Raw genomic sequence first — 22,150 nt, forward strand, 5'->3', positions numbered from 1 at the left:
ACCCCTATCGAACCTGTGTGAGAGTGCGGTAGACCTCGGCCAGCCGAGCGCGCGACCGCGCCCAGGTCAGGCTCTCTTCGATGTGCTCACGGCCCCTGCGCCCCATCGCGGCGGCCTCCAGCGGGTACTCCAGCAGAACCCGGACGGCCCTGGCCAGCTCGGCTGGACGGTCGGCCGGGACGAGCCGCCCGTGCACCCCGTCCGCCATCAGCTCCCGCACCGCCGGCAGATCCGAGGCCACCACCGGCACACCGGCCGCCATGGACTCGATCACCTTCAGCGGCGCACACCCCTGGTCGAGGTTGCGGGCGCAGCCGGTCAGCGGCGCCAGCGACACCTCGGCGTGCGCAAGCCACGCGGCGACCTCGTGGTGCGGCAGGGTGAACCGCCAGTCGATCCTTTCGGCGATCCCGAGCCGCTCGGCCAGCCGCCGCACCGGCTTCGCCCGCCGCTCCGGGACCGACGCGCAGATCACGAGCCGGAGGGCGGGCAGGTCGGCGAGCCGGGCGAACGCGCGCATCAGTACGTCCAGGCCCTGCCACGGCTGCATCGCGCCGACGTAGATGACATAACGCTCAGGTGCGTCGGCCGGCCGTGCGGTTCCGCCGGTGACGTCGGCGCCGTTCGGCACGAGGTGGACCTTGTCCTCGGGGACGCCCCGTTCCCGGACGGCGCCGCCGATCACCCGCGACGGCACCACGACCGCGTCGCTGCGCTCCAGGCAGAACCGCTCCAGTTCGCGGATCTTGCCGAGCGTGGTCGGCGCCGCCCACGGCCACGTGTGGCTCATCTCGATGGACGGCAGGCCGTTGACCTCGTACACGACCTTGTGGCGCCGCCCGTCGGCGACGACGGGAAGCGCGCTCCACGGGTCCCGGACGTGGCAGATCTCCAGCGTGTCCCAGTGCGGCGCCAGATGGTCGGCGACCCATCCGGAGAACGCCTCGGCCCGGTCGATGAGATTCGGGATCTGCGCGTCGAACCGCACGATCTCCCGCGTCCCCTCCCGCTGGTACCGGGGCAGGTCACCGCCGCCGATCACGCCGAGGAGCCCGCCGCCGCAGTGCGCGAACAGCTCGTCGGCCATCTGGGCGATGTGAACCGCCGACCCTTTGCTGGACGGGAACCGGTCGAACGCGACATAGGCCGCCCTGTGCCTCACCCGACCCGCACCTCCTCCATCGTCCGCAGCGCCCGATGCCAGGCGATCTGGTCGTGGAGCCCGTCTCGGAGACCGATCGTGGGCGCCCAGCCCAGCAGTTTGCGGGCGCGCCCGATGTCGGCCCACGTCCGCGCGGCGTCCCCGGCCACGGGCGTCTCCCGCTGAATCTCGGCCTGCACGCCCAGGGCGTCCGTCAGCATCGTGATCGCATCCCGCACGGCCACATGCTCACGATGGCCGACATTGATGGCGATACCGGGTGGCAACTCCTCGGCCACCGCCGCGAGCGTCGCCGTGACGACATCCCTGACGTGCGTGAAGCTCCGCGACCTGAGCCCGTCCCCGAACACCGGCAGCGGACGCCCGTCCAGCGCCGCCTCCACGAACCGGTGAAACGCCATGTCGGGCCGTTGGCGAGGCCCGTACACGGAGAAGTACCTCAGCAGCACCGTGCGCAGCCCGGCGTCCGCCGCGAGGCCCGCGAGCCGCTCCACCTCGACCTTGCTGACCGCGTACGGGCTCGCCGGGTTCAGCGGGTCGTCCTCCCGGTTCGGCCGCCGCCCCGCCGACCCGTACACCGACGAACTGGACGCGACCACGACCTTCGGCCTGTGCCCCGGTGGCCTTTCCACGCATGCCGCGAGCAGCCGCCGCGTCGCCGTCACGTTGTCCCTCTCGGCGACGGCCCGCCCCGGCCCCCACGAGTCCCGCACGCCGGGCCGCCCCGCCAGATGGACGACGATGTCCGCCGCCGCGACGGCGTCCAGCCCGTCCACCGCCAGATCGACCTCGGCCGCGGCGACCCCCGGCCGGGCCGCGACCTCCGCCCACGTCCGCCACGCCACCTCGGGCGCCAGCGACCGCGAGGGCGCGTCAACAGCGAGAACCTCGTGCCCCGCGCCCGAAAGCGCGTCGACCACATGGCTCCCGATGAACCCCGCCGCCCCAGTCACGACCACCCGCACGCGGGCACTTTATCCGCCGCCGCCCGAACAGGGACAGGGCTCCTGTCCCTGTTCCACCGGGACACGGCATACCCGGCACGGGGAGCTGCTCAGCGACGCCGGTGGGCAGCCAGGGTGAGCCGGCGGTGCACGCGGGTCCGGAACCGGGGCAGGATGACGAAACCGCCCCAGGGCATCTCGGAGCAGTAGGGGCCCATGGCCCGGAACTGGCGGGCCGCGACGGCCCCGGAACCGATCCGCGAGGCGCAGAAGGCCAGGTGCATCCGGTCGAACACGGGCCACCCATTCCGCGATCGTCCGGTGGCAGTCCTCGTCGTGCGCGAGCCTAGCCCTCCTGGATCTTCTCGATCATCTTGAGAGACTCGTCGTTCGGGAGCGACTCTCCCATGACCAGCCAGGCGTCTGGAGTAGACCGGGCACGGCCGAGGACTCGAAGGAACGCATTGCGCTGCACTCGGTTTCGAGTTACGCGTACCTTGAGAAGCCGGGCGGGGCGGCCAGGTGCTTGCCTTCCCGTTTGATCTCTCGCCACATGCGCCAGAATGCGCGCGCCTGAGTCTTGAAGAACACGTCCAGGTCGTCACCAGTGCGTCGAATGCGTGCGCGAGGGCAACAGGACCGTTCGCCAGGGCCGGACGGTCTTCGGTGGCAAGGTCTCGGTGACGCCCTGGGCGACCTACGTCCTGATCGCCGTGAACGTGCTGGTCTACCTGGGTGAGCTGGCCAAGCCGGACCTGGCCGACAAGCTCGGGTCCCTGGGCATGGGCCTCATCGGCTCGGACGGTGCGATGTACGCGGCCGACGGCGGGACGTACCCGGGGTTCGAGTCGGTCGGCGTCGCGTACGGCGAGTGGTACCGGTTGATCACCTCCGCGTTCGTGCACCTGCTGCCCACGGAGGGCGGTTTCGGGATCCTCCACATCGTCTTGAACATGTGGTGGCTGTGGCGGCTCGGCCGGCCGACCGAGGAGATGCTCGGCCGGTGGCGCTTCCTCGCCCTGTACCTGCTGGCCGCGCTGGGCGGCTCGGTCCTCGGCTACCTGATCGACCCGGGCATGAACGCGATCGGCGCCTCGGGGGGCGTCTTCGGGCTCACCGCGGCCTACTGGATCTTCATGCGCCGGCTCGGCCACCCCATGCACGAGGCCAACCGGCTCGTCGTGTTCGCGATGATCTGGCTGGTCGTCTCGGCCGGGGTCACCGCGTGGCAGGGCCACCTGGGCGGTCTGCTCGCGGGCGGCGCCATCGCTCTGGCCTTCGCCTACGCACCGAGAGAACGACGCCTTCTCGTCCAGGTGGGCGCCGCCGCGGCCATGCTCGTCCTGCTGGCCGCCCTGGTGGTGATCAAGACCTCGGAACTCGGCGGCACCCTCCTGTGACCCCGCTGCGGGTTCAGCGGGGACGGGCCACCCGGGCCTCGTTCCAGACGGGCTCGGGGGACTCGTAGACGGAGCCGTCGGCGCCGAAGATCAGGTGGCGGTCGAAGGAGCGGGCGAACCAGCGGTCGTGCGTTACGGAGACGACCGTGCCCTCGTAGGACTCCAGGCCCTCTTGGAGGGCTTCGGCGCTGGCCAGGTCCAGGTTGTCGGTCGGCTCGTCCAGGAGGAGGAGTGTGGCGCCGCCTAGTTCTAGGAGCAGGATCTGCAGGCGGGCCTGTTGGCCGCCTGAAAGGGTTTCGAAGGGTTGTTCCGCGCAGACGTTCAACTCGTAGCGGGTCAGGGCGCTCATGGCGTCGTTGCGCAGGCGGGCGTGTTCGGTCATGACGATCTCGCACGGGGTGCGGCCCGCCAGGTCAGGGCGGGCGTGCGTTTGCGCGAAAAGGCCGGGGACGACGCGCGCGCCCAGGCGGGCCAGGCCGGTGTGGGCTACGGGTTCTACCGGTGTGGCGCCTCGGGGGAGTGCTTCGGCTATTGCGGTCAGGAGGCGTAGGAAGTGGGATTTGCCGGAGCCGTTGGAGCCCAGGACCGCTACGCGTTCGCCGTACCAGATCTCGGTGTCGAAGGGCTTCATGAGGCCCGTCAGCTCGAGGCTCTCGCAGATCACCGCACGTTTGCCGGTGCGGCCTCCGTGCAGGCGCATCTTGAGGTTCTGGTCGCGGGGCGGGATCTCGGGCGGGCCCGCCTCCTCGAACTTGCGCAGGCGCGTCTGAGCCGCCCGGTAGCGCGACGCGAAACCGTCGTTGACGGTGGCCTTGGTGCGGAGAGTGTTGACGAGCTCCTTCAGTTTCGCGTGCTCCTCGTCCCAGCGGCGGCGCAGTTCTTCGAGGCGCTCGTTGCGGTCGCGGCGGGCCGCGGCGTAGGTGGCGAAACGCCCGCCGTGGATCCAGACGCGGGACGCCTCGACGGTGACGATCCGGTCGGCGGAACGGTCGAGGAGTTCGCGGTCGTGGGAGACCAGGAGGATTGTTTTGGGTGTTTCGCGCAGTCTCTCTTCCAGCCAGCGTTTGCCCGGGACGTCCAGGTAGTTGTCGGGCTCGTCCAGGAGGAGGACCTCGTCAGGGCCGCGGAGCAGGGCTTCGAGGGCCAGGCGCTTCTGTTCGCCTCCCGAGAGGGTGCGGACTTCGCGCCAGCGGCAGCCGTCGTACGAGATGCCCAGCGCGGCGACGCAGCAGGCGTCCCAGAGCACCTCGATCTCGTAGCCGCCCGCGTCGCCCCAGCCTGCCAGGGCCGTGGCGTAGCGAAGCTGGGTGGGCTCGTCGTCGCGTTCCATCATCGCGAGTTCGGCTGATTCCACCGCCTCGGCGGCCGACCGGACGCGCGGCGGCGCGAGGGAGAGAAGCAGGTCGTGGACGGACGAGTCGTCGCGCATGCTGCCGATGAACTGGCGCATCACGCCGATGCCGCCGCTGTGCCCGACGGTTCCGGACTGGGGCGTCAGGTCGCCGGCGATCAGGCGGAGCAGCGTCGTCTTACCGGCGCCGTTCGGGCCGACCAGGGCGGCGGTGACGCCGTCGCCGACGCGGAAGGAGACGTCGTCCAGCAGCATCCGGCCGTCCGGCAGCACATGGCCGACGTGGCCCACCTCGACGTGTCCCATGGTGCCCGAGTCTCGGGAAGGCCGGCTGGACGCGTCAAACCAATTACGGGGCGAGCAGCGACTCGACGTGGGCGACGACCTCGGCCAGAGCGATCTTGGACGTCTCGCCGGTGGCGCGCGTGGTGACCTCCGCCAGGCCCTCGGCCAGGCTGCGCCGGCCGATCGTCACGCGGAACGGGATGCCGGTCAGTTCCACGTCGCGGAACTTCACGCCCGCCCGTTCGGAGCGGTCGTCGATGACCACCTCGATGCCCGCGGTGGCCAGACCCGCGTAGACGTCCTCGGCGGCCTTGGCCACCTCGGCGTCGTCCGACTGGGCCGGGACGACCGCGACCTGGAACGGCGCCACGGAGAGCGGCCAGACGATGCCGCGCTCGTCGTTGTGGGTCTCGACGATCGCGGCCATCGCCCGCTCCACGCCGATGCCGTAGCTGCCCATGACCACCGGGACGAGGCGGCCGTCCGGGGCCAGGACCTCGACGCCGAGGGCGCGGGCGTAGCGGTCGCCGAGCTTGAAGATGTGGCCCACCTCGATGGCCCGGACGATCTCCAGCGGCGACCCGCACCGGACGCAGGGTTCGCCGGCGGCGACCTCGCGCAGGTCGGCCCAGGTGCCCACGCCGATGTCGCGTTCGACCGAGACGCCGCGCAGGTGGACGTCGTCGGTGTTCGCGCCGGTGAACATGTCGCGGCGGCCCCGCAGTGCCTCGTCCGCGATCACCGGGAGCGCCACGCCGACCGCGCCCAGGCTGCCCGGCAGAGCCCCTAGAGCGTCGAGGATCTCGGACGGCTCGGCGGCGCGGATCTCGGTCGCGCCGGTCGCGTCCACGAGCTTCTGCTCGTTGAGCGGGTGATCGCCGCGCAGCAGCACGAGCGTGAGCGTGCCGTCCAGGATGTAGACGAGTGTCTTGATCTGCCGGCCGCCCGGCGCGTCGTACGCCAAGAGATCTTCGATCGTGCGGACGCCGGGTGTGTCGAAGCGTTCCGGTGCGTCCAGCCCCGGGCCGTCCGAAGCAGCGGGCAGCGCCGAGGTCGCACGCTCGATGTTCGCCGCGTAGCCGCAGGCCGGGCAGTGGGCGACGAGGTCCTCGCCGACGTCGGACGGGCACATGAACTCGGTCGAGCCGGAGCCGCCCATCGTCCCGCTGGACGCCTCGCACGGCAGCGCCGGAATGCCCAGCCGTTCGAAGATCCGCGTGTAGGCGCCGTGGTAGGCGTCGAACGACGCGTCCAGGCCGGGACGGTCGATGTCGAAGCTGTAGGCGTCCTTCATGGTGAACTCGCGGGTGCGCATGAGGCCGCCCTTGGGGCGCGGCTCGTCCCTAAACTTCGTCTGGAACTGGTACCACTGCTGCGGCAGCTGCTTGTAGGAGCTCAGCTCCCGCGCCACGGTCGCGAAGATCTCCTCGTGCGTCATGCCGAGGGCGAGGTCGGCGCCGCGCCGGTCGCGGAGCCGGAACATCTCCTGGCCCATCAGCTCCCAGCGGCCCGACTTCTGCCACGGCTCGGCCGGGTGCAGCGCCGGGAGCAGCATCTCCTGCGCGCCGATCGCGTTCATCTCCTCCCGCACGATCTGGATGATCTTCGCGCGGACGCGGACGGCCAGCGGCAGCAGCGAGTAGTGGCCCGCGGTCAGCTGCCGGATGAGACCGGCGCGGAGCAGCAGCCGGTGGCTCGGCGCGTCCGCCTCGGCGGGGTCCTCGCGGAGAGTGGGCACGAACATCTGGGACCAGCGCATCCCGCGAGCCTAACCAATCGTTCCTGCCCGCCGCCGCCGGTCAGTACCCTGATTGCCGTGAGTCGAGAAGGTGTGACGCCGCAGAGCGAGGATTTCTCCGCCTGGTACAACGAGCTGGTCGTGCAGGCCCAGCTCGTCGACCGCGGACCGGTGCGCGGCACGATGGTCATCCGCCCGTACGGTTACCGGATGTGGGAGCTGCTCCAGGCCGACCTGGACCAGCGGATCAAGGACGCGGGGCACGACAACGCGTGCTTCCCGATGTTCATCCCGGAGTCGTATCTCAAGCGCGAGGCCGAGCACGTCGAGGGCTTCTCCCCCGAGCTGGCCGTCGTGACGCACGCGGGCGGCAAGGACCTGGAGGAGCCGCTGGTCGTGCGGCCGACGTCCGAGACGGTCATCGGCGAGTACATGGCCAAGTGGATCGACTCGCACCGCGACCTGCCGCTGCTGCTGAACCAGTGGGCGAACGTCGTCCGCTGGGAGATGCGGCCCCGGATGTTCCTGCGGACGACCGAGTTCCTCTGGCAGGAGGGCCACACCGCGCACGCCGACGAGGACGACGCGATGCGCGAGACGATGTGGGCCCTGGACGCCTACACCAGCCTCGCGCGCGACCTGGCGGCGATGCCCGTCGTCGCGGGGGAGAAGACGCCCGGTGAGCGGTTCGCCGGCGCCGTCCGCACGTACACCATCGAGGGCATGATGCGGGACGGCCGGGCCCTGCAGGCCGGGACGTCGCACTACCTCGGCACCAACTTCGCCAAACCGTTCGAGATCCAGTACCAGGACGAGGCGGGCAGGCTGACCCTCGCGCACACCACGTCCTGGGGCATGAGCACCCGCATGATCGGCGGCGTGATCATGACGCACGGGGACGACAAGGGCCTCGTGCTGCCGCCGCGCATCGCGCCGTACCAGGTCGTGATCGTCCCGATCGGGCGCAAGGAGCAGGGCGAGGAGGTCGCGGCGGAGGCCCGCAGGCTGGGCGCGGCGATGAAGGCGACGGGCATCCGCGTCCACGTCGACGACAACCGTCCGCAGCTGTCGCCGGGCTTCAAGTTCAACGAGTGGGAGATGCGCGGCGTCCCCGTCCGCATCGAGCTGGGGAAGCGCGACATCGACGCGGGCGTCGCCACCCTTGTGCGGCGACTGCCTACGGTCGAGGGGCAGGGCAAGGAGCAGATCCCGCTGGAGAAGCTGGCGGAGGTTCTGCCGGGGGTCCTCGACGACTTCCAGTCGTTCCTGCTCGGCCGCGCCGAAGCGTTCCGCGAGGACCGCACCGCCGTCGTGGACGGCTGGGACGCGTTCGGCGCGCAGGTCGCGTCCGGATGGGCCCGCGCGTTCCACTGCGGCGAAGGCGCCTGCGAGGACGACATCAAGGCGGAGACCGCCGCGACACCGCGGGTCATCGCGTCCGACGCACCGGAGGAGGCCGGCGACTGCGTGAAGTGCGGCCGCCCGTCCGCCTACGGCAAGCGCGTCATCTTCAGCCGCGCCTACTGAGAGGCCGCGCTCGCGTCAGGTGCTCTCGGGATTCGACGGGGTGCGTTTCACCTTCAGCCGGGTCATGTACGGCTGGATGAACCACACGTAGGTGCACAACGCCGCCAGGGACGCCGCCGTGAGGATCGTCCAGGTCGGTGTCTCCGCGAGCGACTCGACGATCAGCGTGGTCGCCGCCGTCATCGACGCCATCAGGGCGAACGCGCCGATGATCCCGAAGAAGTTGGCGCGGCGGATCAGCAGCGGCTTCTGCCCCTGCCGGAACAGGATCCGGTGGTGGAAGGCCGGCGCGGTGAAACAGATCGAGGCGATCGCCGCCCCGAACAGCGCGATGTAGAACAGCGGTATCCCCGCACCGTCGACCTTGTCGAAGTTGGCGGAGTACGGGACGGTGAGCAGGAACGCGAAGAGCACCTGCACGCCGGTGACCGCGACACGGAACCCCTGGAGGAGCTCCACCAGCTGCCGGTCGAGACGTTCGTGTTCGGTCTCGTTGCGTGGCTTTTTCGAGGGATCGACGGTCATGGAACGCATTTACCCGGCTGAACGACCATCAGTCCACCGACCGGGCCGGCCGTTCCTACCCGAGGGACGGCGGTTCCACCCGCAGCGCGAGCATCGACACGTCGTCGCGCAGGTCGCTGTCGCAGAAATCCAGCAGCGCCCGTTCCACCGCGGCCAGCATCTCCTCCGGAGATTCACCCGCGTGACCGGCGAGGCACTCCAGCATGCGCTCCTGCCCGAACTCCTGCCGCAGCATGTCGCACGCCTCAAGGACGCCGTCGGAGTACAGGATCAGCGTGTCGCCGACGGTGAGTTCGACCGTGTCCAGCCCGGCCTCGAAGTCCTCGAACAGGCCGAGCGGGACGCCGCCGCGCGACGCCGACCTGATCACCCCGTCGGCGCGGACGACGACCGCGGGCGGGTGGCCCGCGGTGCCGAGGGTGACGATGACCCGCTCCGTCTCCACGGTCAGCCCGGCCATCACGGCGGTGACGAACCGGTCCTCGTCCAGCAGCGCCTCGTTCACGACGCCGAGGACGTCGCCCGGGTGCGCCTTCCACCGCGCCGCCAGCCGCGCGCAGTGCCGGGCCGTCGCGGTCACGGCCGCCGCGTCCTCGCCCTTGCCGCACACGTCGCCGAGGATCAGCCCCCAGCCGTTCTCGGTGCGGAACACGTCGTAGAAGTCGCCGCCCACCTCCGAGCCGTGCGTCGCCGTCAGATACTTCGCGGCGACGCTGATGCCCGGAATGGCCGGCAGTGATTTCGGCAGCAGCCCGGCCTGCAGCGTCTCGGCGACCTCGGCGCGGCGCCGGTACAGCCGCGCCGCCCGGATCACCAGGGCCAGGTAGCGGCCGAGCCGCTGGACGACCCCGAGATCCATGAGATCGAACGGGCCGTACTCGCCGCTCGCCGTCAGCGTGATCGTTCCAATGGCGTGGACGCCGTCCTCGATCGGGACGCTCAGCACCGACGTCGCGCCGATCTTGCCGCAGACGGGCTGGCCGTCCGGGCACACGCCGAGGATGTCGAGGTCCTCCACGTGGGGCCGCAGGGCGCTCTGCCGGGTGACGAACACGGTGTGGGGCAGGGTGCCCTGGACGGGCTCGACCTCCTCCAGCATCCGTGCGGCCTCGACGGAATGCTCGTCCTCCGGGCCCATCACGACCTGGCGGCGCAGCGGCGGCGCCGAGCCCGCCGCGTGCGCCCCGGCCGGTGAGGACGCCCCCGCGCCGCCGTTCGGGCCGGTCAGGTCGATGAACGCCCAGTCGGCGAGTTCGGCGGCCAGCAGCCGGGCGCACCGCCGGACCGCCACGGTCTCGTTGAAGACCGGTTCGTCGAGCAGCAGTTCAGTGGCGGTGGCGAGGACGTCCATCCGGTGGACGATCGTGGCGACGGCCTCATCGTCCGGCGGTGCGCCGGGAGCCGTCTTCGGGTGGGCGGGCCCGTCCTGGGCGGCCGCCTTCGCGGCGGGAGCGGGCACCGCCCGGGCGGGCACCGCCTGGGCCGATGCGATCTGGGCGGACGCCGCCCGTTTCGCCTTCCCCTGCCGGACGGGCGGGGCCTGGTGATGGGTGGGGGTGTTCGTCGGACCGGCGGCCACCACGACCATCGGGTCCGGTTCGCCGCGTATCCACACGCGGGCCAGCGTCACCACGGCGTCGACCGGCCGGTCGCGGCCGAGGAAACGGACCGGGACACGGCGGCGCCCACCCGTCCGGACGGCCGCGGCCAGCTGCGACCGCACGGCCGCACGGCCCGCCATGTCGCAGAACGCCGTGAACTGCTTGCCGGACACGTAACCGGCGGACGTGCCGAGCAGCGCCGCCGCCTGCCGGTTGACGCGCCGGACGCTCGTGTTGCGGTCCAACAGGAACAGCGGCACCGGGGCGTCCTGGAAGACCGTGCGAAGCACCCGCCGCTCGTTCTCGGCCGCGGCCGATCCGCCCTGCTCACCGGTGTGCTCGGTGCCCATCGTCCGCAGCACGGTCAGCGCCAGCTCCAGCTCGACCAGGGCCGCGTCCAGCGTGGCCCGCAGGTCGGGCTCGGGCACACCGGCGGCCTGGCGCAGCTCGCCGATGCGCCCTTCGAGGTCCGAGATCTCCCGCATCACGGCCTCGGGTTCGAGCTGGTCGGGCTGATCGTGCATCTGGTCACCCTCTCGTCCGCATCACGCGGTGAAACCAGGTCGGCTTTTCGCACGGCCGACCGGACCACGGTCTTCGTACCGCGCAACGGCCGGCCCTGCCGGGCTCGACTGAGCGCAGCCTATGCGCCTCACCCCCGCGCGCCTAGATTCATGCCTCAGGGAGCCCCTGTTCACCGACGATACGTTGGGCGAGGGCGGTGAGCTTCACGTGACGTGTCTGTGAGATACGGCGCATCTCGGCGAACGCCTTGTCCGCGTCGCACCCCAGCGCGTGCATGAGGATGCCCTTCGCCTGGTCGACGACGGCGCGCGCCTCGACCGCCTCCTGCAACTGCACGGCGGTGCGGTGCACGTCGTCGTACTGCCGGGTGTTGGTCACCGCGGCGCTGCCCTGGGCCATGAGCAGGGACGCGAGCACGTGCCGGCCGGAACCGAGGGACTTCGGCGTCACCCCGTACAGGGAGAGCGTGACGAGGACGGGCTGGTTCAGGTGGGGGGTCGTGGTGAAGCAGCGCACCCCGCGGCGCAGCATGTCGGCCATCGCCTCGGGCCAGCGGGTCTCGGCGAGGATGTCGTCGGACGCCAGCGCCCGGCGGCCCAGCACCACGTCGAAGATCGGCCCGTGCCCGCGGGACAGCTGCCGCTCGATGACCTCGGCGAGATCGGGATGGCTGGCCGCGGCCGCCAGCGGCTCGGGCCTGATCTCCTCGGGCACCGGCGCACCGGGCCGGGTACCGCGCGCACGCACGTTCTGCCTGGCGCTGCGTGAGACGGCCGGGACGGTGCCCGGATCGTTCCCGGACGCATCGGGGAGCGCCCAGCGCACGCTCGCCGCGCCCGCGCATCCGGGGACGGCGCGCGAGGCCAGCTCCGTCACCCGGTGCAGGGTGCCGATGTCGGAGGACTCCCCGACCACGCCCAGCCGGGCGATCTCCATCGCGAGCTGGTCCGTCAGAACCGTTTCGGTGGGCCTCACCCCTCCGAGATTATCCTGCGCTGAGGGTTCCGGCGTCGGCGGCGCCTGTCCCGCTCCCCTTCCGTTGTATCCGCGGTTCATCGAAGTCCCCAGTGCTCGAAAGTGCCAGGACGCTGCTGCTTCGTGGTGGGAGGGATGGGCTGCTCGCAAGGGCGTTCGATGGGACGGGCGGTTCAGGTGGGAGGGCTCGTTCGACCGGGGAGGGGCGTTGCCTGGCGGGGTCAGTTGTTCGGCGGGGCCTTGCTGATCTCGGGGAGTGGACCGACCTCGCCGTTGGCGACGGCCAGGTCACCGATGCAGACGATGCCGACCGGACGGTGCTCGGCGTCCACGACGGGGAGGCGCCGGACGGCCTGTTCGCACATCAGCCGGACCGCGGTCCCGGTGTCGTCGTCCGGGTGCACGGTGGTCAGCTCCGCCGTGCACACGTCACCGAGAGGGGTGAGCGACGTGTCGCGGCTCTCGGCGACCGCCCTGACGACGATGTCCCGGTCGGTGACCACGCCGCACAGCCGTCCCGCGTAGGTGACCAGAACGTCGCCGATTCCCCTGTCCCGCATGATCCGGGCGGCTTCGTACAGCGTCGCGTCCAGCGGCAGCGTCTGCGGAGCCGCCGTCATCACGTCGCTGACCCTTGGTGGCATCGAGCACATCCTTCCGAATCGCCGGCGGCTCGCGTGGCCCGTGTGCGCGCCCTACCCACGGTCGGCGCGCCTATGCGGACGGTTCCGCTATCGGACCTTGCCCGGACTTGCCGTGAGCCGGTCTTTCCGTGAACCGGACTTGCCGTCAGAAGGCGAAGACCATTCCGGTGCGCGACCGCATGGCGCAGTCGTTGCCGAACCCGGCCCGGAAGCGTACGGGCTTTCCGTGCCACCGCCCCTTCGCCTCGGCGATCACCGGCGAGTGGACCGCGGTGCACATTCGCCCGTCCGGCGCGTGGGTGAACGCCCCGCCGGATTCGCCCAGTTCCGAGCAGGCCCGCGCCGCCTCGGGGTGCCCGCCTCCCGGCGGTCCGCAACGCAGCGTGGTGGCCCTGCCACCGGTCGTGGCGCGGTCCGGGTGGGTGAGGGTGAGCCTGAGGGAGGTCCCCGGCTCCGCCGGCACCGCCGGCATGAGGGCGATCACCGCACCCGCGATGACGCCGGTGGCGAGGTTCGGCATCGATACTCCGAGGGTCGAGGGCGTAAGGGCATCGACGATCGCTCAGAGTATCCGCAAAGTAACTGATCGTGCGGAAAAATGGCCGATCCCGCAGTCACGGGGCAACTGCGGGACCGAGTGCGAACGGTTATGCGGCGAGTACGTGGTCGGAGAGGGCCTCACGGAGTTGCTTGCGGCCCCGGTGCAGCCGGGACATGACCGTGCCGATGGGCGTGCCCATCATCTCCGCGATCTCCTTGTAGGCGTAGCCCTCGACGTCGGCGAGGTAGACGGCGTCCCGGAAGTCCTTCGGGAGGGCGCGCAGGGCGGTGACGACCTCGGAGTCGGGGATGCGGTCCAGCGCCTCGGACTCGGCGGACCGGAAACCGGACGAGTGCGCCTCGGCGCGCGCGATCTGCCACTCCTCCAGCTCCTCGGAGCCGGCGCGCTGGGGCTCGCGCTGCTTCTTGCGGTAGGTGTTGATGAAGTTGTTGGTGAGGATGCGGTGCAGCCACGCCTTCAGGTTCGTGCCTTCCTGGAACTGGTGGAAGTTCACGTAGGCCTTGGCCAGGGTCTCCTGGACGAGGTCTTCGGCGTCGGCGGAGTTGCGGGTCATGCGGACGGCGCTGGCGTACAGCGGGTCGGCGAGCGGCAGGACGTCGCGCTCGTAGCGCCGCATGCTGTCGGCGGTCGCGGCGCGGCTCGCGTTGCGGCGGACAGGCGTGGTCACAGCGGTCATCGTCGCTCCCCGTAGGTAGTGGCCCGGCGGGAAAGGGCCGGTTGCTGGCGCGTGTTCGGGGGCACGCGCGGACCGGGCGGACGAACCGCCCCCCGTTCAAGTGGTACGTGCCACCGTTCCCGACGGGTTCGGAGGGGTCTCGGCCGCGCATGGAGGGTGGGCCGAGGGGTTTGCGCGGGTCGGCGATGCCAGGGCGACCCCGTCTTCCGAGACGTCGCGGGCCATGCTCGATCAGGCGCTTCCCACCCATCGGTGGTCTTCCTGTCATGTAAGACGCCTGGAAGGGTCCAAATGGTTGCGCGCGGCGGCGTGTCGTCCGTCACACCCTCCCGGACGACGTTCACCTGCGGCGCGGCGCCCTCATCGGAGGTTCCATGAGGGCGGCACGCCGCAGGTGAACGGAATGGGACGGACGGTCAGCGGGTGAGGTGTCTCAGGGCCCTGGCCATCAGGGCCTGCCGGTCCGCGGGGTCCGCCTGCTCGAACCCGAAGCCGAACAGGATGGTGTCCCTGGTCGCGACCGACGAGACGGAGTCGATCAGGGCCTGCGTGCGGAGGAACTCCTCGCTGTTGCCGGGGCTTCCCTCCGGTGCGCCCTGGATCGCCCAGGGGCCGAGGCCTGTCTCGAAGCCTTCTGCGTCGATCTCACCGGGGGACGTGGTGAGCCTGGTGTCGTCGATGAACAGTCCGGTTCCGCCGGTGAAGGGGTCGCTCACGTAGGAGAAGGACACCTCGACCTGCTTGCCCGCGTAGGCGGACAGGTCGAACGCGGCGGGAACCCAGCCGTTGGAGTTGCCCGTGAGGGCGTTCCATGCACCGGACGTTCCGGTGTCGCCGCAGGGGTTGCCTCCTGTGAGGTAGTGGTTGAGGAACGGGTGCATGTCGAGGTAGTAGCCCTGCTCGCACTGGGCCGGGACGGTCGTGGTCGTCCGCCCGTTCTTCTCGGGCAGCGTGGTCCAGTCGTCGCCGCCGGCGGTGTGCGCCTCGATGATGACGTTGTCGAAGCCCGCTTCGGTGCTGTAGGCGAGCTGGGCCTGGAGGGTCGGGGCCTGCGCGGCGGTGACGCCGGACAGGTCGATCGTCCGGGTCAGGCGCCGCCAGGTGGAGTCCTGGTGGGGTCCGGCGACGTACCACTCGCCCTCGACGGGTTCGGTGGGCGCGGCGGCGCCTGCGTAGTCGCCGATCTTCCAGCTGTCGAACTGCGGGAAGTCGTCCTTCGGCAGGACGGTCGAGGTGACCTGGAACCCGCCCGTCTCGTTCAGCGGGTTCGTCGCGGTCCCGGGGAGTCCGGCCGTGACGCCGTCGAACGGCCCCTTTGTGCCGGTGAACTCCGTCGGGGCCCCGATGCGCTGCCTGTCGTACGCGCCCAGGTAGTACTGGAAGAAGTCGTCCGACAGAAGTTCGCAGTCGTCACGGAAGCTCGTGGTGATCACGCACGGCTTCTCCGGATGCCCCTTCAGGCCGTAGTAGATGCCGCCGCCGTTCGCCTGGCCGAGCGGTCCGTTGTATCCGGTCGTCTCACCGGTGTGGAGGAGCTTGCCGCCCTCGTTCAGGTACGAGCGGACGTTCAGGAGCAGGTCCTTCGCCCGGTCGGCCACCTGTGAGTCCGGGTAGTCGCCGATGACGGTCCGCAGGGGCTCGTCGGCCTCGTCCTGGGTGAGGCGGTTGTCGCCCAGGTACCAGACGACGGCCTTGAAGTGCTTCAGGACGCCGAGGTCGTGCGGGACGCCGTCCTTGTCGATGTCCCAGATGAGCGGCTTGTGCTTGGCGGCCCTGACCAGATCGGCGTACTGCTCGGCGTACCGGGGCTTGTCCGTCCCGGGTGGGTAGGACGGGTTGACGCCGGTGTAGTCCTCGTCCGCGATGACCAGGACGTCGGCCCTGTTCTGGTCGCGCACGGTGTAGGTGAAGTGTTCGCTCTCGACACGGTCGCGGCCCTTCACGCCGGTGAACCACACCTCGACCTTGTCGCCGGGCCGCTGCCGTTCGACCGTGCCGCGGAACTCGCCGTAGTAGGTGTCGTTCTCGTCGCCGTACCGCTCGCCGCCGCGCCACTCGCGCACCCGGTCGTGGTGCACGCGGCCGCCGTTGATCCGGTAGCTGAGCGTCTTGTGGCGCAGTGACCTGCGGATCACCGAGGCCACTTCCTGCGAGTGGCCGTAGGACGTGCCGAACGCGTCGGTCTCGAAGTCGGCGGCGGTGCGTCCGACGGGGGACACGGGCTCGTCCGGGTCGTCCGCCGACTTGGCGACCGACAGGGCGAGCGGGATGTTCTTCTCGAACTCCTTCTGGATGAGTGTCTCGTCGTCCGGGAACTCGAAGCCGCTGCCGCAGTCGCCGGGCTCCCACTCGTCGTCCGGGTCGGACTCGGCGGCCGACTCGCAGGTCGCCATCTCCGGCGTGATCGACAGGGCGTGGTCGACGTTGTCGGCGTAGCCGTCGGTGTCGCCGTTGGTGGTGTAGAGCTGGGCGCCCAGCTGCGGCGTGTAGCCGGGGACGGCCGGGTTGTCGATGTCGCCCAGCAGCGCCTTATTGATCACGTCGTCCGGGCTGTCGGTCAGGGCCTGCCACCCGACGCCGTACAGCAGCAGCTCCGCCGCCGAGTGGTAGTTGATCAGGAAGGTGGGGCGGACCTTCTTGTAGAGGTCCATCTGGGCACGGGTCTCGGGCTCGGACCCGGCCGACGGGCCGCGGTAGGTCTGGTTGGAGGGCTGGTCCGAGGACCCCTCGTTGTCGTAGCCCCACTTGTAGGGGAAGTTCCGGTTCAGGTCGACGCCGTCCACGCCGGTGATCTGGCCGTCGCCGTTGTTGTCGCGGGTGTTCTTGCGCCAGAGGCGGAACCCGTCCTGGAACGTCAGGTCATAGCCGTCGACGTTGATGACGGGGATGAACCACAGCTCGGTCGTGTCGACGATCCCGGTGATGCCGGCGTCCGTGCCGTACCCGTCGACGTAGTGGTGCAGCAGCCGGCGAACCATCTCGGGGGTGATCCACTCGCGGGCGTGCTGGGCCGCCTGGTAGACGACGACGGGCTTCTCGTGGCGCTTGTGCCGTCCCCTCTCGTTGCCGTCGTCCTTGGTGACCTTGACGGCGGTGATCGGCCGGCCTTCGCCGCTCTTGCCGATCTCCACCGCGGTCGCGATGGAGGGATTGTCGGAGGCGACCTTGAGGAGTTCCTCGCGGATGTTTCCGGGGCCGCTGTAGGGGCGGAAGACGCCGTCGGGGGCGGCCTTCGTGCGCGCGCGGGCGTCCTGGCCGCCGGCCTTCGCCGTGAGGCCGAGGCCCTGCCTGTTGAGCGAGGCGGCCTGGGGCGCGCTCATCACGGCCTCGACGCGGACGGTGCCCTTCTTCGCGCCCTTGGTGATACGGACGTCCTCGTGGTCGAGGCCGGAGCCGTTCAGCAGTTCGACCTGGGCCGGGTTCAGCTCGGCGGTGTAGACGTTCACGGCCGCGCCGGGGGATGCGGGGCCGGGGGCGGCGTGGGCGGGGGCCGCCACCAGGGTTCCGATCAGGAGCGCGGCGGCGGCGAGGATGGGGGTGAGTCTTCGATGCCGGAAATGTGTGCGCGGCATTGCGCCTCCCTGGCAGGGAACACGAACGGGGGTTGCGTGATCGTCTGCCGGGGGATGGTGGGTGTCAATGGGGCATTAGTGTCCTATGCCGCATTCGGTCACCGTCTTGGCGGCCGTCTCCATCTGTGCTTCGGGCCCTCCGGCCGAACCGAATTCCGCAGAGTGCCGGCACGATCTTCTTACGCCAGGTAACGTCCCCTTTACCGGGAGTGGCCGAAAGTGTCGAGCGTCCTTCGCTCCGGGGGAGGGGACCAGATGGTCGTCGATGAGCTACTGGGTGTGGCGCGGATGACCGCCATCACCCTGAACGGTCGCGGACGCATCAGCCACTGGGACGACGCCGCCGCCCGCCTGTTCGGTGCCGGACGGCACCAGGCCGTGGGCCGCCCGCCCGCCGCGCTGCTGCGGCTCCCGCGCGAACACCGCGGCGCCTTCGAGCCGGAGATCTTCGGCCACGTCTGGTGCGGCGCCTGCACCCTGCCGCGCGTCGACGACGGCGAGCCCGCCGAGGTCGGCTGGTGGGTCTACCCGATCGAACCCGACCCCGGCGGCCTGGACGTCCGCGTCCTCGCGCTCGCCGCCGACCTGCGCCGGCTCCGCGAGGACGGCCCCGGCGTCACCATGGGCGACCTGCCCGTGGCGCCGCCCGACGGCGCCGCCCGGCGCGCCGCCGGGGCGCGGCTGCTGCGGGTCGAGCCCGCGCTGGCCTCCCCGGCCGGGCCCGCCTCCGCCCGGCTGGCGGACCTGCTTCCCGGCCTGCTGCCCGCGATGGAACCGGCCGCGGCCGAACGGATCACCTTGCGGGTGCTCGGCCTCGGCTGCCCGGCGGTCTCGCTCGGGCTGACCGTCCGGCTGCCGATCGTCCCGCACGCGGATGCGCCGCCCGTCCCGCCGCCCCGTCCCGTGCCCGCTCCGCCGCCGGGGCCCGGTCCCCTCCCGCCTGAGGAGATCCGCCCGCACGGGGAGGCCGACCGGATGCGCCCGCCCCACGCATCGCCCCCGGCTGCGCCCCACCCGCCCCCCGATACCGGACCGGGCGCCGAAGAAGAGTGGGAGACCATGGCCGTCCGGGAGCCGCTGACCTACCTCGGCGAGGCCGGCCAGCAGATCGGCAGCTCTCTCGACCATCTGCAGGCCGCGCGGAAACTCGCCGAGGTGCTGGTCCCTCGGCTCGCCGACTTCGCCGCGGTCGAACTGCTCGAACGCGTCGTCGCCGACTCCGCGCCGCCCCTCGACGAGATCGACGAGACCACGCAGGTGCGCCGCGTCGCGGTCGTCCACAACGACGAGTGCGGACGCTGGGACGACCTCGTCCCCGAGGGGGAGGCGCTGCTGCTGTCGTCCGCTTCGCCGTTCGTCCAGGCCATGCGGACCGGACGTCCCGTCCACATCCCCCGCGTCGACACCCGGCGGGCCGCCGAGATCGCCGCCTCGTTCGGCGACCGCGACCTGCGGCCGCTGTTCACCGGCCGGACGCTGCTGATCGTCCCGCTGATCGCGCGGGGCCGGGTGCTCGGGACGTTCAAGTTGCTTCGCAAACCGGACCGGCCCGGATTCGGCGAACTCGACCTCGCCATGGTCGACGAACTGGCCCGCCGCGCCGCGCTGTGCATCGACAACGGCCGGCTGTACCGCCGCGAGGTGCAGGTCGCCGAGGAACTGCAGCACAGCATGCTGCCCGACGATCCGCCGGACGTCGCCGGCGCGCGCGTCCGCTACCGCTACCGGCCCGCCGAGCAGGCCGTCAACGTCGGCGGCGACTGGTTCGACGCCATCCCGCTGCCCGGCTGCCGGCTCGGCATCGTCGTCGGCGACGTCATGGGCCACGGCCTCACCTCAGCGGCGATTATGGGGCAGATGCGCACCGCCGTCCGCACCCTCGCCGCCGAGGACATGCGGCCCGCTCGGCTCCTGCGCCAGCTCGACGGCCTCGCCCGCCGGCTCGGCGAGGACTACCTCGCCACCTGCCTGTACGCGGTGTACGACCCCGTCGAGCGCAGATGCACCCTCGCCAACGCCGGGCACGTCCCGCCCGTCCTGGTGTCGGCCTACGGCGAAAGCCGCGTCCTGACCGTCCCGTCCGGTGTGCCGATCGGCGTCGGCGGCGTGCCGTTCGAGGCCGTCGAGGTGCAGGTCGAGGACGGGGCGCAGCTCATCCTGTGCACCGACGGCCTCCTGGAGCGCCGCGACCGCGACCTCGAACAGGGGCTGGAGGAACTGCGCGGCCGCCTCACCGGGGCGACGGCCGACCTCGACGGCACCTGCGACACCCTGCTCGACACCCTCGCCGCACCCACCCCCGCCGACGACATCGCCATCGTGGCGGTCGGGTTCGACGGGATCCCCAAGGACGACGTCTCCATCTGGGAACGACTGGAACCGCGGCCCAGCACCATCCCGTGGATCCGGACGCAGGTCGCCGGCCGGCTCGCCGACTGGCGCCTCGAACCGCTCACCGACACCGTCGAACTGCTCGTCAGCGAACTCGTCACCAACGCACTCGTGCACGGCGCCGGAACCATCGGCCTTCGCGTGATCAAGGGCGGAAGCCTGCTCTGCGAGGTCCACGACGACGGCGCCGACCTTCCCCGCCTCCGCAACACCGACGCCACCGACGAGTCGGGCCGCGGACTCCAGCTCGTCAGCCACCTCGCCGCGCGCTGGGGCACGCACCGCACCGAACGGGGGAAGGTCGTCTGGTTCGAACATCCGCTGCCGCGCTGATGTCCGAGGTCGTGGGCCCGCATCGCGGCCCTGTGAGGTAAATGTCCCGTTTCAATGGATGGTTTCCGCCGTTCCCGTCCGCTCTGATCGATGGTGATTCGTGCATCGAGGCCACCGGGGGAACAGTTGGGGCGGAATCTGACGCTGGCGGTCCCGGAGACGCTCTACGGCACCTACGCCGTGGCGCTCCCCACACCCATCGCCGACCCGGCCGCACTGGCCCATGACGAGGTGACGCGACGGACCCGGCCGCCCCTCCGCGACCTGGTCCTCGGCATGCTCGACAGCCCCATGCTCACCCTCGACCAGCGCCCCGCCGGCGACTTCCCGCCGCTTCCCGGCGACCTCCTCGCCGCCTACAGGGCCGCCCCGTCCGACCTCACGGCCATCGACTCCGCCGCGCACCTGCTCGCGGTCAGCTCCGCGTACCGTCCCGGCCGCCCGCCCGCGCACGAATGGGCCGCCCGCGCCGTCGCCGGCGCCGTCGGGGCCGCGCTGACCGCCCCCGTGATCGACGTCTTCACCCCGCAGGTCCTGCCTCTCGCCCACCTGGAACGCTCCCTGCCCGGCCCGGACGGCACCTTCCGGCTCACCGACTGGATGCTGCTCCCGCACACCTCGGGCCCGGACGGCTTCTTCTTCACCACCAAGGGCCTGGCCAGATTCGGGCTCCCCGAACTGCAGACCGAAAATGTCCCACCTGCCCTCCTGGAACCGTGGGGGCGCCTCCTCAACGGCCTCGCCCGCCGCGTCCTCGACCTCTGGCTGGACGAACTCCCCGCCGGGGAACAGCCCCTCGTCGTCGACGTCCCCGAACTCGTCTCCGTGGGCCTGCGCGACATCGCCGCCGCTCAGGGCACCGACGACCCGATGCGCCGCGAGGTGTCGGTCCGCCTGCGCCTCGACACCGGCGAGCCTCCCGTCCTCACGGTGCTGCCCGCCGAGGACGGCCCGGACCGTCTCGAATCCCTGTGCGCCGCCCTCTTCGGCGCACCCGAAAGCCGCCGATGAACTTGCCGATGATCTTGATCTGAGCGCAGGATCGACACGTGAGATTCGGCCCGCGCGACCGTCCAAGCCCCGAACCCGAGGACCCCGGCCCCCCGGAGCCGGAAGACGCCGCCCCCCGGCCGCGTCCCGGCCCCTACCCGGAAGACGTCCACGTGGCGGGCAGAAGCTCCGCCCCGCAAGAAGACCAACCCCCCTCGGACTGGGTCCCCGTCGAGGAGGCCCCCGCGAACGACCCGCCCTGGACCCCCCACCAGCCGACCCCACCGCCCGGCGCCACACCCCCCTCTGGCGTGGAGCCCCTCCGCCACGCTCCTGGCGACACTCCGTCCCGCCGCCCTCCGGACACGCCGGCATCCCCGCCACCACCACCCAGGCGCCCGCGCCCCGAGTCGTCCGCCCCATGGACACCGCACGCGCCGGCGAACCCACCCCCCACCCGCCCCGCCTCGCCGGTGAGCGGCACGGAGCCGCCTGCCCGGCGCCCATACGACCCCGGCGCCGCACCGCAACCCGCCTCTCCGCCGAGCCCCCCGCAACCCGAGCCGTCCCCGTCGTGGGAGCCGCACGTCCCGTCGGCTTCGGAGGCGGGTTCCTCGCCGGTGGCCGGGGCCGGTTCCCCGGCTGGTTCTGCGTCGGGCGCCCCGCAAGCCGAGTCGCCTTCGTCCTGGGAACCGCACGTTCCGCCGGGTGCTGGGGCCGGTTCCTCTCCCAGCGTTCCGCCGGATTCACCCGCGACCTGGCAGTCGCGTGGGCCGGGCACCGTGCCGCAGCCTGCTCCGTCCTTCGGGACGGCGGCGGGGCGCGCTCCTGGTGAGCCGCCGGGCAGGGACGAGCCTTCGGGACGGTCTCCGTCGCACGACCCGTCGGGCGTTGGAGCCGGTTCCCCGGCGGGGGACGCGGCTGCGCGGCGGGGCGTCGAGGGCAGATC

Annotated in this window: 16 protein-coding genes; 4 read left to right on the forward strand and 12 right to left on the reverse strand. The window is 71.4% G+C overall.

All coding sequences use genetic code 11. The features are described from left to right. Positions 1-4 precede the first annotated feature (4 nt). The 3 genes from ACGFIS_RS02345 to ACGFIS_RS02355 all read right to left on the reverse strand — a co-directional run bounded on the left by ACGFIS_RS02345 (position 5) and on the right by ACGFIS_RS02355 (position 2,402). A complete protein-coding gene (locus tag ACGFIS_RS02345; protein WP_392910486.1) occupies positions 5-1,162 on the reverse strand; it encodes a glycosyltransferase family 4 protein in 1,158 nt (385 codons plus the stop codon). Next, positions 1,159-2,127 (reverse strand): NAD-dependent epimerase/dehydratase family protein, encoded by a 969-nt coding sequence (locus tag ACGFIS_RS02350; protein ID WP_392969111.1) that lies wholly within the window; start codon positions 2,125-2,127, stop codon positions 1,159-1,161. Before ACGFIS_RS02350 ends, ACGFIS_RS02345 begins: the two co-directional genes overlap by 4 nt. A gap of 89 nt (positions 2,128-2,216) precedes the next feature. After that, positions 2,217-2,402 carry a hypothetical protein gene (locus tag ACGFIS_RS02355; protein ID WP_392910482.1) on the reverse strand — a complete coding sequence of 62 codons (186 nt, stop codon included), beginning with the start codon at positions 2,400-2,402 and terminating at the stop codon, positions 2,217-2,219. A gap of 324 nt (positions 2,403-2,726) precedes the next feature. Here ACGFIS_RS02355 and ACGFIS_RS02360 point away from each other — a divergent pair, with 324 nt between their 5' ends. Then, the gene (locus ACGFIS_RS02360; RefSeq protein ID WP_392910480.1) at positions 2,727-3,506 is read left to right on the forward strand and encodes a rhomboid family intramembrane serine protease; all 780 of its coding nucleotides are present in this window, start codon (positions 2,727-2,729) and stop codon (positions 3,504-3,506) included. Between the two features lie 13 nt (positions 3,507-3,519). Here ACGFIS_RS02360 and ACGFIS_RS02365 read toward each other — a convergent pair whose 3' ends face one another. Then, the gene (locus ACGFIS_RS02365; RefSeq protein ID WP_392969114.1) at positions 3,520-5,163 is read right to left on the reverse strand and encodes an ABC-F family ATP-binding cassette domain-containing protein; all 1,644 of its coding nucleotides are present in this window, start codon (positions 5,161-5,163) and stop codon (positions 3,520-3,522) included. 43 nt (positions 5,164-5,206) lie between these two features. Then, the gene (locus tag ACGFIS_RS02370) at positions 5,207-6,901 is read right to left on the reverse strand and encodes a proline--tRNA ligase (RefSeq protein ID WP_392969117.1); all 1,695 of its coding nucleotides are present in this window, start codon (positions 6,899-6,901) and stop codon (positions 5,207-5,209) included. 57 nt (positions 6,902-6,958) lie between these two features. On the opposite strand from ACGFIS_RS02370, the gene proS reads away from it, so the two are divergent. Beyond that, complete coding sequence (gene proS, locus ACGFIS_RS02375) at positions 6,959-8,407, forward strand: proline--tRNA ligase (protein WP_392969120.1); 1,449 nt, start codon at positions 6,959-6,961, stop codon at positions 8,405-8,407. A 15-nt stretch (positions 8,408-8,422) separates the two neighbouring features. Here the strand turns inward: proS and ACGFIS_RS02380 are convergent, their stop codons facing one another. From ACGFIS_RS02380 to ACGFIS_RS02410, 7 genes are all read right to left on the reverse strand, one after another. Continuing rightward, complete coding sequence (locus ACGFIS_RS02380) at positions 8,423-8,932, reverse strand: DUF6328 family protein (RefSeq protein ID WP_392910471.1); 510 nt, start codon at positions 8,930-8,932, stop codon at positions 8,423-8,425. A gap of 55 nt (positions 8,933-8,987) precedes the next feature. Then, positions 8,988-11,057, reverse strand: a complete 2,070-nt coding sequence (locus tag ACGFIS_RS02385) for a SpoIIE family protein phosphatase (RefSeq protein WP_392969123.1) — start codon at positions 11,055-11,057, stop codon at positions 8,988-8,990. A 148-nt stretch (positions 11,058-11,205) separates the two neighbouring features. Then, the gene (locus tag ACGFIS_RS02390; protein WP_392910467.1) at positions 11,206-12,033 is read right to left on the reverse strand and encodes an ANTAR domain-containing response regulator; all 828 of its coding nucleotides are present in this window, start codon (positions 12,031-12,033) and stop codon (positions 11,206-11,208) included. 221 nt (positions 12,034-12,254) lie between these two features. Beyond that, positions 12,255-12,677 carry a CBS domain-containing protein gene (locus ACGFIS_RS02395; protein WP_392910465.1) on the reverse strand — a complete coding sequence of 141 codons (423 nt, stop codon included), beginning with the start codon at positions 12,675-12,677 and terminating at the stop codon, positions 12,255-12,257. Between the two features lie 145 nt (positions 12,678-12,822). Further along, positions 12,823-13,197, reverse strand: coding sequence for an SSI family serine proteinase inhibitor (locus ACGFIS_RS02400; RefSeq protein WP_392910463.1), 375 nt, complete (start codon positions 13,195-13,197; stop codon positions 12,823-12,825). Positions 13,198-13,324: 127 nt separating this feature from the next. Further along, entirely contained in the window at positions 13,325-13,855 is a 531-nt protein-coding gene (locus ACGFIS_RS02405; protein WP_392910694.1) for a sigma-70 family RNA polymerase sigma factor, read from the reverse strand. Between the two features lie 476 nt (positions 13,856-14,331). Beyond that, positions 14,332-17,487: a M14 family zinc carboxypeptidase gene (locus ACGFIS_RS02410; RefSeq protein ID WP_392969126.1), complete on the reverse strand. Its 3,156-nt coding sequence runs from the start codon at positions 17,485-17,487 to the stop codon at positions 14,332-14,334. A gap of 255 nt (positions 17,488-17,742) precedes the next feature. On the opposite strand from ACGFIS_RS02410, the gene ACGFIS_RS02415 reads away from it, so the two are divergent. Beyond that, positions 17,743-20,211 carry a SpoIIE family protein phosphatase gene (locus ACGFIS_RS02415; RefSeq protein WP_392969129.1) on the forward strand — a complete coding sequence of 823 codons (2,469 nt, stop codon included), beginning with the start codon at positions 17,743-17,745 and terminating at the stop codon, positions 20,209-20,211. 126 nt (positions 20,212-20,337) lie between these two features. Continuing rightward, positions 20,338-21,222, forward strand: a complete 885-nt coding sequence (locus ACGFIS_RS02420) for a hypothetical protein (RefSeq protein WP_392910455.1) — start codon at positions 20,338-20,340, stop codon at positions 21,220-21,222. Positions 21,223-22,150 lie beyond the last annotated feature (928 nt).

The organism is Spirillospora sp. NPDC048824 (genome assembly GCF_043198455.1).
GTDB lineage: Bacteria > Actinomycetota > Actinomycetes > Streptosporangiales > Streptosporangiaceae > Spirillospora.